12 protein-coding genes are annotated in these 13,486 nt (G+C 25.8%); all 12 read right to left on the bottom strand.

The genetic code is table 11. From position 1 onward, the window contains the following. Positions 1 to 16 precede the first annotated feature (16 nt). Entirely contained in the window at positions 17 to 1,234 is a 1,218-nt protein-coding gene (locus ALEK_RS05020) for a glycosyltransferase family 4 protein (RefSeq protein WP_071627159.1), read from the bottom strand. Next, complete coding sequence (locus ALEK_RS05015) at positions 1,231 to 2,610, bottom strand: alginate lyase family protein (protein WP_164072445.1); 1,380 nt, start codon at positions 2,608 to 2,610, stop codon at positions 1,231 to 1,233. The genes ALEK_RS05020 and ALEK_RS05015 overlap by 4 nt, the downstream gene beginning before the upstream one ends. 148 nt (positions 2,611 to 2,758) lie before the next feature. Continuing rightward, on the bottom strand, positions 2,759 to 4,900 hold the full coding sequence (locus tag ALEK_RS05010) for a bi-domain-containing oxidoreductase (protein ID WP_071627157.1): 2,142 nt from the start codon (positions 4,898 to 4,900) through the stop codon (positions 2,759 to 2,761). 4 nt (positions 4,901 to 4,904) lie between these two features. After that, positions 4,905 to 6,218, bottom strand: coding sequence for a phenylacetate--CoA ligase family protein (locus ALEK_RS05005; protein WP_071627156.1), 1,314 nt, complete (start codon positions 6,216 to 6,218; stop codon positions 4,905 to 4,907). Beyond that, positions 6,218 to 7,114, bottom strand: coding sequence for a glycosyltransferase family protein (locus ALEK_RS05000; protein WP_071627155.1), 897 nt, complete (start codon positions 7,112 to 7,114; stop codon positions 6,218 to 6,220). Before ALEK_RS05000 ends, ALEK_RS05005 begins: the two co-directional genes overlap by 1 nt. Then, positions 7,111 to 8,208 carry a glycosyltransferase gene (locus ALEK_RS04995; protein WP_071627154.1) on the bottom strand — a complete coding sequence of 366 codons (1,098 nt, stop codon included), beginning with the start codon at positions 8,206 to 8,208 and terminating at the stop codon, positions 7,111 to 7,113. The genes ALEK_RS05000 and ALEK_RS04995 overlap by 4 nt, the downstream gene beginning before the upstream one ends. Further along, complete coding sequence (locus ALEK_RS04990; RefSeq protein ID WP_164072444.1) at positions 8,209 to 9,045, bottom strand: glycosyltransferase; 837 nt, start codon at positions 9,043 to 9,045, stop codon at positions 8,209 to 8,211. A 293-nt stretch (positions 9,046 to 9,338) separates the two neighbouring features. Continuing rightward, positions 9,339 to 9,860 carry a D-glycero-beta-D-manno-heptose 1,7-bisphosphate 7-phosphatase gene (gene gmhB, locus ALEK_RS04985; protein WP_071627152.1) on the bottom strand — a complete coding sequence of 174 codons (522 nt, stop codon included), beginning with the start codon at positions 9,858 to 9,860 and terminating at the stop codon, positions 9,339 to 9,341. Beyond that, the gene (gene hddC, locus ALEK_RS04980) at positions 9,857 to 10,537 is read right to left on the bottom strand and encodes a D-glycero-D-manno-heptose 1-phosphate guanosyltransferase (protein WP_071627151.1); all 681 of its coding nucleotides are present in this window, start codon (positions 10,535 to 10,537) and stop codon (positions 9,857 to 9,859) included. The genes gmhB and hddC overlap by 4 nt, the downstream gene beginning before the upstream one ends. Further along, positions 10,537 to 11,136, bottom strand: a complete 600-nt coding sequence (gmhA2, locus tag ALEK_RS04975) for a D-sedoheptulose 7-phosphate isomerase (protein ID WP_071627150.1) — start codon at positions 11,134 to 11,136, stop codon at positions 10,537 to 10,539. The genes hddC and gmhA2 overlap by 1 nt, the downstream gene beginning before the upstream one ends. Continuing rightward, on the bottom strand, positions 11,124 to 12,140 hold the full coding sequence (gene hddA / locus ALEK_RS04970; protein WP_071627149.1) for a D-glycero-D-manno-heptose 7-phosphate kinase: 1,017 nt from the start codon (positions 12,138 to 12,140) through the stop codon (positions 11,124 to 11,126). The genes gmhA2 and hddA overlap by 13 nt, the downstream gene beginning before the upstream one ends. Beyond that, positions 12,124 to 12,780, bottom strand: coding sequence for a hypothetical protein (locus ALEK_RS04965; protein WP_164072443.1), 657 nt, complete (start codon positions 12,778 to 12,780; stop codon positions 12,124 to 12,126). The genes hddA and ALEK_RS04965 overlap by 17 nt, the downstream gene beginning before the upstream one ends. Between the last annotated feature and the right edge of the window lie 706 nt (positions 12,781 to 13,486).

Raw genomic sequence — 13,486 nt, 5'->3', positions numbered from 1 at the left:
ATAATCATCATTTATATTATCGGTTTGTATCTAAATTTTTAATTATATTTAGCATTTCATTTGCTAATTTTTTTCGATCAAAATCATTAGCAAGAATTTGACAACCATTTTGTAGTTCAAGATACAATTTTTCATCACGCATTTGTTCAATTTTTTTAAGAAAATCAATCTCATTTTCTGGTTCAAAACAAAGACCAGCATTATATGTTTCTATTATCTCTTGAGCTTGTCCTTCAACACCTAAAAGTGTAGGTTTTTGCATAGCAGATGCTTCAAATATTTTTGAAGGTATTACTGTTTTAAAATTATCTTCATTTTTTAGTGGAGCAAGTGAAACATCACATATAGATAAATACTTTGGCACATCTTCTTTCCTAATTGGATTTAAAAAAGTAATATTACCTAATTTTAATTCTTGGGATAAGTCTACAATTGTATTTTTCATAGCACCATCACCTATAAATAGGAAGTGTATAGAATCATCTTTTATTTTAGATATTGATTTTACAATAAAATCTAAACTATGCGCCATACCATGAGTTCCTATATAACCAATAATAAACTTATTTTCTAAATTTAACTTTGCTAAAAATTCTTTATCTTTTATTCTTGGATAAAATAAATCAACATTTGAGCCATTTGTAACCACATCAATTTTATCTTTATCAATCCCTCTTGATATAAGATTTGATTTAAATGCATCTGTAACAGCAATAACTTTATCACAGTCCTTATAAAGTGATAGCTCAATTTTTTCTAAAAATTCTATTACTTTACCTTGTTTCATGGCACCTACAGTTTTAATAGATTCTGGCCATAAGTCTCTCAACTCAAAAAGCCAGGGCTTTCTTCTAATTTTACTTAATCCCCATGCAGTCCAAGTTGTAAAAAACTGGGGTGAAGTAGCAATAATCAAATCATATTTTTTAAATAATCCAACAAAAAAAGCCATAGCGGCAAAACTAGTATAATCTAAAACTCTTTTTACAAACCCACTATTTGAAGTCATATAACTCCAAATCCTTATAACTTCAATACCATCGATGTTTTCTTTTTGATAAAGTTTATTTTTATACCCTTCATATACTTTTCCATGAGGAAAGTTAGGAACACATGTAAGTACAGTTATATCTATTAAATCATCTTTTATCCATTCTTTTAGATGTTCATATGTTCTTGTTGCAGGTGCATTAACTTCTGGTGTAAAATTATCTGTTATAAATAAAATTTTCATATCATTATTTCCATTTCTAAACTTTTCTCAAAATGTATCTCAATTTTCAGTGCTTTTTCAAACTTATTAAATCCTAAACAATAATTATATTCTTTAATATTGTAATTTTCAGATATTTTTAAATACTTTTTAATTATTTCATCTGTAATACTAGGATAAAAATGTATCGAAGCAATAGCAGATGTACTTTTATTTATACTATCTACAATTTTAATACTATCATTTGAAAAGAACCATTTCCGGGTATGAGTAATTCCATATTTTTTATATCCATCATGAGAAGATTCAATATAATCTTTTTTTTCTATTAATTTAGATATTTTAGCTCTTTTGGCAACTCTAAAACCACCCCATACTTCGCTTTGTTCAATATCATTTATTTTAACTGTATTATGAGAGGATGTTGATCGCTCAATTGTTCTTTGTTTATTTGATTCATATGTAGATATTCCTGTATCTACAATAAAAGGTTTATCTTTTATTCTTACTTCAAAATTAAAAGTATCACTATGAGCATGTCCAGGAATATAATCAGGTCCAATATTTCCCACATCTACAATACACTCATAATCATCTTTTATAATTTTTTTATACCCTGAATCTTTTAATGAAATAGTTTTATACTCTAAGTTTAGTTTTTTTGCATATTCTAGTAAATTTTGGGAAGATGGAGCAATACCAACTGCACTATCATTTAACAAGGGAATATCACCATTTTTATACGTAATATTATCCAACCATGATAACATTACACTTACTTTTTCTTTTAAAAACTTTAATAACTCTTTATTTTTATATGTGTTATTCGATACTAAATTTATACAGTCAAGTAGTCTAAACAACATAATTTGATGATACATAGGAGTAAGTTCAAAGTGAGCACCATCTTCTAATATCTGATTATTTAATTCTTCAATTAATATCTCTTTTGATTTATCGTAAAACTCATCATTTTCAAAATAGTATGCAGCAAATAAAAGACTGTATCCATTTTCTAATAAGTGATTACCTAATAAGTGATATTCTAGATTGTCCATTAATATTTTATAATCATTAAATAAATAGTCATGAAACTTCTGATTTTGGATATTATTATAAGTAAAAAACTTAATCCAATTTAAACCTCTAAGGCTTATAGGAAATGGTTCTTTTGCATCTTTTAAATCTTCTGTATTTATAAAGTCATATATTAATTCTGATGATTCTTCTATTGGAATATTATCTTGATGTAAAAAATCAAAATATGTAATATTATAAGTCCATAACTTGCCAAGACTATGATAATTCCAATCAATAGATTCAAAAGATTTTTCTAAATTTAAAAATGAAAAACTATTATTTCCTAAATATGATTTATAAGAATATATTGAATGCATTAAATTTAATTTATTTACTTTTATATTTGAAAAAGAAGGATACGTAAATCCTGTCTTTATTCTATATCTATTCCTAGAAAGATAAAACAATCTATAATAAACTTGTTTTATCTTTAAATATTTAATAGTATTGAATAGTCTTATATATTTATGCATCTATACTTACTAGATTTTTTGTTCTTAATGATTCTAAAACTTTAAATGTTGTCTTAGTTGTATTGTAAATACTATCAAAACTTATTGCAGATGTTCCTGATTTAACAGCTTTTTCAAATGCTTTAAATTCATTTACAAAACCTTTATCTTGATTAGAACTTCTTTCTTTTGAAGTTTTTCCATTGTATGTGATAAGTTCTCTAAAATCATTTAAACTAAGAGATGTTCCATTTGCAAAGGCTTCGATACTTTCTTTTGGCATAGAGTTGTCCCCATATGCAAAGTATGTAATAGTTGCAGTACTTCCATTTTTATAATTCAATACAATACTTACATTATCTTCATCAGGTATTGATTTATCAGATTTTTTGATAGATGTAGCAAATACACTTTCCACATTACTTCCCGTAAGATAACTGCAAGTATCTATAAAGTGGCAAACTTCACCTATGATTCTACCTCCACCTATCTCTTTATCTTGAATCCATACGTCTTTTGGTATAAAACCTGCATTGACTCTATAATTAATAGACATAGGATTATTTCCTAAAATCTTCTTCATATTTTCTATAAGTGGTGCAAATCTTCTATTAAATCCAACTTGAACGATAGTCTTACCATCATATTTTGATTTTATCTCTTCAAGTTCTTCTTCATATATACAAAGTGGTTTTTCAACAAAACAGTGCTTCTGTGATTCGATTGAGTGAATTACTTTATTTGCATGGTCATTGTGTCTTGTAGTTACAAAAACTGTATTTATTTCATCATTCGAAAAAATTTCATTTGAATCAGTTGTAATATATTTAAATCCATTTTTTTCACCATTTCCTTGTGCACTTACACCAGTTGCAGTGCATAATCCTACTAATTCATAACCATCTACTTTTTTAAGGTTTGGTAAAATTACAGATTTTGTGAAGTTCCCTGCACCTATTAGTCCTACATTTACATTTTTTGAACTAATAGCTTTATCACTTATCTTCACATTTTTATGTTCATCTAAATTCAACTCTTTTTTATAATTAAGAGTTATACCTAAATACTTCTCTTTTACTTTACCTTCAAGTAAATCATAAGCATCCATAGCATCATCAAAATCGAACTCATGTGTTAATATCTTTTTAGGAGTAACTTTACCTTCTTGGATAAGTCCTAAAAATGTCTCAAAATTTCTTTGCTCAGTAAATCTTACTAAATCATAAGGGTAGTCATTTCCTTTTTCTTCGTACTCGGGATCATATCTTCCAGGACCATAAGCCATAGAAAGTCTTAAATCAAGTTCTTTTTTATAGTATTCATTTCTTGGTATATCCATACCTACCATACCTAAAAATATAACTCGGCCTCTCATTCTTGAGATTTCAGCTGCATCTATTACTGGTTGATTTGACATAGTAGAAGCTGCAATGATAACTGCATCTACACCATAACCATTTGAAAATTCATTTGCTTTTTTGATAAGTTCACTTGCATGACAAGTTTCATCCGCACCAAGTTCTAAAGCTAGTTTCATTTTATCAAGGTCAACATCACTACCTATAACCTTACAACCATTTGCTTTTAAAAGTTGAACGGTAAGTTGACCTAAAAGACCAAGTCCAATAACCGCTACTTTTTCACCCAATTTTGGTTCTGTTTGTCTCACACCTTGTAAAGCAATAGCACCTACAGTTACAAAAGAAGCATCAATATCATCTACACCTTCAGGTATTTTTACCATAAGATTTTTAGGTACATAATTTATCTCACTATGATTTGCATATCCTGCACCTCCACAAGCTACTCTATCACCTATATTTATACCATCAAGTTTAGAACCTATCTCTAGAACTTTTCCAGCACAACTATAACCTAAAGGGATAGGAGTATCAAGCTTTGTAAATACTTTTTCCAAAGTATTTTTTACACCTTCTTTTTTCATCTTATCAATTACTTGTTTTACTAAATCAGGTCTATCTTTTGCTTTTGCTAGCATAGATTTTTTTGCAAAATCAACTAGCATTTTTTCTGTACCTGCACTAACTAAACTTACAGTAGTCTGCACTAAGGCACCATTTTCTTGGCATATAGGTGAAGGAACATCAAATAACCCTAGTTCACCTGTTTTAAAAGATTGTATTAATTGTTTCATTTAATTAGTTCTCCATTTTGTTTTTTAATTCTTGCACTAAAAGGATCATTTTTCCTCTATGACTTTTTATTATTTCATTTTCATTTACAATTTTCACATTTATACTAAAATCTTTTAAATTACTTCTCATTTCTAGTCCAAAAGTTTCAATTAATTTTTTTGTATTTAAGGTACTATCCGTTTTAGGCACTACTCTTATTTCAATGGACTTATATTCTTTTTGATATATTTGATAAAATAATATTTGATCTTGTATTGAAGAATGTAAATTAATTGATGATGTTGGTATTTTTTTATTTTTATCAAGATAAATAAAATCTTTCCCCCATCTACCTTTCAGATTTTTAATATAAATATGATTATCAGATTCAACTATATCTGCGCCATCTCCCATTCTGTAATTTATTAAGGGTAAAGCCTTGTTCACAAATGAAGTAGCAATAAGTTCACCATTAACAATTCGTGGATAACCATAAGATGTATAAACCTTAAACATATCATTTGATTTGGTATCAACAGCTAATGTAACTTTTTCACTTTGACCATACCAATGAATAACTTTGCATTTAAAAAAATCTGAAATCTTTTTTTTATCTTCTACCGTTGCCCCTTCACTAGCCAAAAATATGCCATTTAAAGAAAGTTTATAATTATATTTATCAAAATAAACTATAAATTCTTTGACTAAGGAAGGATAACCATGTATATATTTAATATCATACTTATTTATAACTTTTAAAAAATCTTTAAAGTTAGTATCTTTTACTTTAAATGTATCCACCACTAGCTCATTATAAATAGGATTATATTCTACTAAATTGTTATCTTTTAAACTTTTTCCTCTAAGTGTTAATTTCAAATCTCTAGATTTTTTATATCCTAACAAAGACCAAATATGATGCATATGAGCCCACTCAATACCATAAGATTCATTTGAAAGTAAAATTGAAGTAGGGTTCCTACCTGTACCACCTGTAGTCGTGAGATAAGATTTTTTATCTTTGAATTCTTTTGATACATAATAATCCAAATTTGTAGATAAATCATTAGATGATATTAAAGGTAATGTTTCTAATACTTTTTTTACATTTGATATATTTATATCTTTTTGTATATTATCTTTTCCAAATTGTGTATTTTCTCTAGTATATACTAATATTTCTAATAGATTTTTATCTATATTGCTTTTATCAAAATAGACTTTTTCTTTCCATGACAAATAAGATCTACCAAATAAAACTGTGTCTGGTATATATTTTAAAAATTTAATATATTTTTTTGGTAAGTTATCATAAACTTTTTTTAATGTAGACAACATTATAATTTTCCTAAAAATTCTAAATATTTATCAATGCTATTAGGATTATAATCAATCTTACTATCACAATTCTTTTTTAGTTTATTAAAAAAATCTTCAGAATTATTATATTTATATGTTATAACACTATCACCTCTATCTACTACATCACTTGCAAGCACTTTTTTACCTAACATAAGAGCTTCTTGCACAGCTACTGAATTACCATCTGTACTTGTAGGTCTTATATACATATCTACTTCTTGTAATAATGATAAAAAATTTACTTCATAGTTTAAATAAATCAATTTACCATTTAAATTAGATGGAATATCATTTTTATATCCAGAGTTTGGATCAATAAAAACAATAACGTAATTATCATCAAATTTATCAACATTATTTAAAATAAAATCCATACCATAAATATCTTTATTATCCTGAATCACTTTAGTATATGCATATACTAACACGTAGACTTTTGAAGAGTCTTTTATTAAAAGTTTTTTACCCTCTTTATGGATAAATAAACCTTCTTTAAATAATGAAGTTAATATTACTGAATTAGTAAATTTCTGATGATTTTTATTATAAGTATTCTTATTTAAAAATATCACACCATCAGCAATTTTTGAATTTATTTTATTATAAATATCATTATTATATTTATTTCCATGTAATGTAAATATTACTTTTTTAGCAATAATTTTTCCTAGAATTAAACCAATTAATCTTTTCCAACTTTTTGAATAGTGTACATGTGCAACATCAAATCTTTTAAAAAAATTTTTTTTAGAGATAATTTCAACAAATATTTTTTTTAATTCCAAAGATCTAAATAAATTTTCAATGCTTCTTGTTACTCCTCCAATAGGTGGTGGTAATTTACCAAATATAACTATTTTTTTTACATTCATTTAGAATACTCATTATAATATTTTGATGAACACATTTCTATATCATAACCTTCTTCAAATTTAGATTGAGTATTTTTCTTTATAATTCTTTTTTCTGATTCTTCAAGTCTCAGATATAAACTAACAATATTATAAAATTCTTTTTTATTTTTATCAATTGCTAACAATCCATTTACTTCTGTTTTAATAACATCAGGAATACCTCCAACAGGAGTACATATCGGTAAACATCCCATAGACATTGATTCTAGTAGAGTAATTGGTAAGCCTTCATAATCTGATGATAAACAAAAAACATCGGAATAATACAAATAATCTGCTATATTATTTCTTAATCCTAAGAAAGTAATCCCTTGTTTTGAGATTAACTTTACACTATTATAATATTCTTTCTCAACTGTTGAATCTTCACCAATAATTAATAAAATAATATTATTACCCTCTTCAATCAATTTATTAAAAACTTCAACTAACATCATTTGATTTTTTTGAGGAGAAATTCTTGCTATATTTAAAAATACTTTTGTGTCTTGGTTTATTTTTAAATCTTCAATTTCTTTTTTTACATTATCTAATAAATCTGTTGTCATAGGTCTTAATACGCCATTATCAATTTTTATTTTATGATTTGTACCATAAACATCATGAACAGTTTTTAATACTTTTTCCGAAATAGCTACTGGCTTAACACCAAATTTGTTAAATAATATATTATATATATTCATAAAAATCTTTGAATTTTCTTTTGTCGCAATATTATGTATTGTATGAAAAAACTTTAAGTTCTTAAACAAAAAAATTGAAAGAATAGAATAAAATAAAGCTTTTAAATGGGTATGGATAATATCAGGCTTTTCTTTTTTAATTAAACTGTAAATTTTAAAAAAAATTTTCCAATCAGCACCAAGTTTTTTTCCAAGAGTTACAACTTTTACATTATCATTGATTTTATTTGCTAAAAACATACTTTCATTAATATCAAATAAAGAACAAAGGATCACTTCATTATCTTTTGATAATTCATTTGATAAATCAATACAGAACTTCTCGGCTCCTCCCGTATTTAGATTTGGTATAACTTGTAATATCTTCAATTAATTTTCCTTTAAAATATTTGAAAAAAGTTTATCTCTAGAAAAGTTTTCATTTATAAACTTTTTAGCATTATTTGATATGTCTTCATATTCATTTTCTGTTATATTTTTAATATAATTTTTTAAGTCAAGTTTATCCATAAAATCAATATTAATTATCTCTTTTTTGTTAACAACATTTATTCCTTCTAGTGATTTTTCTGTTGCTAAAACAACTTTACCATAGGAAAGTGCTTCAAGTACTTTAATTTTTATACCACTTCCCGATAATATAGGAGCAATTATAAACTTACATTCTTCATAAAAGACATCCAAACTATCAACAAATCCTAATAATTTTATATTTTTATATTTTGAAGATAAATCTATTATATTTTTGTTATTTGATATACTTCCAGCAATCACTAAATCATCATCTAAAAAGTTAATAAAATTATTAATATAATAAATTAAAGCTTCCTCATTTTGCCAGGCGTTAGCGCCAATAAATCCAAAAGTATATTTACTTTTATTAATATCAATATTTTTAACTTCTTGCGGTGCACCTATGTATTCTATTTTTGAACTGTCAATAGATTTACTTAATTCTTTTTTTTCATAATCAGCAACTACTAATATTTTATAATATTCTTTCAAAAGTCCGATTTCATACTTTTTTATATTGTTATATATGATATTTTTCCAGTAGCTTTTCGCAAAACTATGATATCTATAATAATATATATCATGAGTAAATATAATTGTTTTAGGCAAGTATTCTTTTGGTATTAAAGAATGCCATTGAACATAGTTTAAGATAATTTTATCATAATCTGTGGATTTTAATATTTTTTTCATTTTATTACTCAAAATATACTTAAAAATACTATGTTTTAGCAAAGGGTTTAATATAAAAATATTCAAAATTTTATTTATAAATTTAAGAAATAAGTTTGATAAGGGACTTTTATATTCATATAAATTATCACAGTATTCATTTATAATACTATCATTTTTTTTGTTATTATATATACAAAATATATCTATTGAGTAACCATTTTTTTGCAAATATTCAATCACAGATAATGAATTTTTTCTACTTCCATTATTTGTTGGAAACAAATTATCAAGATAAATAAATAAAATTTTTTTCAAAATAAATCCTTTAACTCACGTAAATTACTTAATATTTGAACACTATAATTATTTTCAATAATAGGATGACCAGTAGAAATTAAATAATTATGTATTATTCCGGCATTTATCCCAGCTTCGATATCACTATTCTTATCTCCTATTAAAATTGATTTTCTTAAATCTAAATCAAAATCTTTTTCAGCATCAAATAACATCTTCGGTTTTGGTTTACGACATTCACATTCACCAGTAAAATCTGGATGATGAGAACAATAATAAACTTTAGAAATATCAACTTTTTCTATTTCGAATTTATGAGTCATCCAGTTGGTTAATAATTTAAAATCTTTTTCGGTATATTTACCTCTAGCTATTCCTGCTTGATTTGTAATGATTATAATCAAATATCCTAAGCGTTGGAAATATCGACAAGTTTCAAATACACCATCTAAAAATTCAAAATCTGATATTTTATAAAGATAGTTCTTTTCTATATTTATAACACCATCCCTATCTAAGAACAAGGCTTTTTTCATACATAATTCTCTATTTCTTTTTGTGCTAGTGCATAATCCTCTGGTATTCCTATATCAATAAAGTAATTATCAAAAACTTCTGAGGTAGTTCTTAATTCTTTAAAATTATTTTGAATAAACTCCTCAAAAGAAAATTTGTATTCTATATTGTACTTATCAAATATATCCGTAGAAGCTAAATATATTCCACAATTTATATCTCCTCTTTCATAATATTCTTTTTCTCTAAATTCAGTTATATAGCCATTTTTATGTTCAACACATCCATACCTATCAAAATTATTCATTTTTTTAAGAGACAACATAAGTTTACTATCTTCTTTTAAAGTTAAATTTTTCAAATCTATATTAAAAAAAGTATCGCCATTTATGATAAAAAAAATTTTATTCTTAATTTTATCCATTGCTTTTTTAATTGCTCCACCAGTTCCAAGAGGTTCATTTTCTATACTATATATAAGTTCCATATTTTCATAACTATATCCAAAATATTCTTTTATAGTTTCCCATTTATAGCCTACAGATAATATAACTCTTTTAATACCATTTTTATGTAAATAATTTAAAATATATTCTAGAAATGGCCTATCACATATTGGTGCCATGGGTTTTGGAAGTTCAGAAACAACACTTTTGAGTCTTGTACCCAATCCACCTGCGAGTACTATAGCTTCCATTAATTAAACCCTTTACCAAATATTGATTCTTCTACAATAGCACATATAATATGTCCTATTAAAATATGAGTTTCCTGAACTCTTGGAGTTTCTACAGATGGAACTTTAATGCAATAGTCACAAAGTTCAGCCATTTTACCACCACTTTCGCCAGTAAGCCCAACAGATATAATGCCTTTTTCTTTACATTCTATTAGTGCTTCAATTAAGTTTTCGCTATTACCACTTGTCGATATTCCTATAAACATATCGCCACTAACTCCATTCGCTTGAATTTGTCGTGCAAAAAGTTTCTTATAACCATAGTCATTTCCTATTGCAGTAATAATACTTGTATCAGTAGTAAGTGCAAGAGAAGGTATCCCTGGTCTATCAAAATAAAATTTACTAACAAATTCACCAGCAATATGCTGAGCATCTGCTGCACTGCCACCATTACCTGCAATAAGTGTCTTATTTCCATTATTATATACAGCTACTGCTTCTAATGACACTTTTAAAATTAAATCCATTAGTTCACTATTATTTAATAATTGTTCCTTTACCATAATTGATTTTTTTATTTGACTACTTATATATTCATTTATCATATTTTCCAACCTTTTGTCCCATCTTTAACAAACATAAAATTTATAACTTCACCTTGCTGTTTATTCAGTTCTCGTACTAATTTTAACTTTTTCAATGGATTCACCATAAAGAACATAAATCCACCTCCTCCTGCACCACTGACTTTCCCACTGTAAGCACCATTTTTAATGGCTAAATCGTATATTTTATCAATCTCATTATTTGATATACTACTTGAAACTCTTTTTTTTGCACTCCAAGACTTTCCAAGTATTCTTGCGAAATTATTTATTTCTCCTTTTAAAAGAGCCTCTTTAATTAAAACAGCATCTTTTTTTACCTCATGCATTGCGTCTAATGATTTAGCATCACTTAAAAGACTTTTTTTCTCTTTCTCTATTTGACTTGCTTGTCGAGTAATATTTGTGAAGTATAAAACCATAGAGGCTTCAAGTTCATCGATAATCCAATTTTTAATTCTAAGAGGGTTTACAATTACTCTTTTTTTATCATAAAATTCCATGAAATTGAATCCACCAAATGTGGCAGCATATTGATCCTGAGCACCACCAATAATACCAATATCTTCCCTTTCTATATCAAAAGCAAGTCTAGCTATATCGTATTCACCAAGAGGAAGATTTAACCATTCTACAAAAGCTTTTATGATTGCAACTACTAATGTAGAACTACCACCAAGGCCACTACCACTAGGTACATCAGAGTATGTTGTTAAACTAAAACTTAATGGTTTTTCAATATAATCTTTTACCATACGATTATAGATGCCCTTGTATAAATCCATTTGTCCATCTAATTCTAATTTTAAATTAGAGTCTGTTTCTAAAACTTGATTTATATCTGTTGATTCGAATAGTATTTTACTATCAAATCTTTCTTCAATAGTACAATGTACATATAAAGATATAGTCGCATTAAGTACATATCCATCAAATTTATCACAATAAGTATTTAAATCTGTTCCTCCACCAGCAAGGCCTAGTCTTAAAGGTGCTTTAGATCTTATTATCACAACATTTCCTTTTCATTTTATATCCCCCTAAAAATAAAAATATTATAAAATAAACAATTTCAGTTATTCTAGATAAAGTAAAAGGTTCCGAGCCTACTGCAATTATAAAGTTAAATAATAATAAGAAAATAACTGTTTGAATAATTGCTATTATCAACGGATCATCCACCAAACAAATAATTTGTTTTAACTCTTTTCTAATTCTAAATATTATAAATATAAAAAATGAAGTTCCTATTATTCCATATTTTAACATTGACGAAAAATAAAATGAATCACCATAAAAAATGTTAGGCAATATATTTGCACCAATACCAAATAAAAAGTTATTTACTATATAAGGTATAGTTGATACTAATAAGCCAGTATCACTATCATATCTTGTTCTAAAAGCATATTCAAATATCCCAGACTCATAAAGTAAATTGACATTATAGTATAAAGTATTAAAAAGAGTTATTTTATGACCTGCTCCAAAAAAATATACGTATAGAATAAAAAAGCTAACTGAAAAGATAAAAGCTAAAAATAATTTGTATCTTTTTTGTTTATAAACAACTTCATACAATATAAAAAATAACATCCCTGCAAAAAAAACCTTAGATATAGATGCAATACCTGCAATTATTGCAATACTCAAAACAACCTTTCTGCTGATATATTTAATTATATTTTTCTTATACATAAAAGTAATAATAAAAATAAAAAAAGCAAAATAAGCAAAAGTAGTTGGATGTGATAAAATACTAGTTGCTCTATGAATAGGCAAATTTACTAACTGTTCATACATAAAATAATTTGACGGCTTAATGAAGAGATAAGTTATTTTATCAAAAAAAGAAGGAACAATACCCAGTGTTTCACCTAATCCATGAAGTAATATAATAATACTTGTAAAGTACAATATTTTAAAGAATTTAATAAATAACTCTTCACTATATATAATATTGTAAGCTATAAATGAAATTATACATATCCTTATCCAAAATTGATTCATTGTAATACTTGCAAAAGTTAATGTTTCAAAACTATTATTTAAGTATGAATATACAAAAGTACTAAAAATAGGATAAATTGTAAATATTAGTAAATATACAAGGAGATTATTTAACTTAAACGGTTGATTATTATATATTTTATATATCAATAGGGAAAGAAATAAACCAATAATTATTAAATAATCAGTTCTTATACTACCGGGAAGATATATTGACACAAAGACAAATAATGGTAAGGAATGAATTAATACTTTAATTTTATTTATTGACAAAAGAATAAAAAATACAAAACATAAAGATATCATTAGGTTTTTAATTAAAAAACTAGCTCCTCCAAATTTGTAAAAT

Origin of the sequence: Poseidonibacter lekithochrous (genome assembly GCF_013283835.1) — a bacterium.
In the GTDB taxonomy this organism is placed as follows: Bacteria; Campylobacterota; Campylobacteria; order Campylobacterales; family Arcobacteraceae; genus Poseidonibacter; species Poseidonibacter lekithochrous.
The sequence above is the reverse complement of the archived record's forward strand: the minus strand, read 5'-3'. Positions and strand labels throughout refer to the sequence as shown.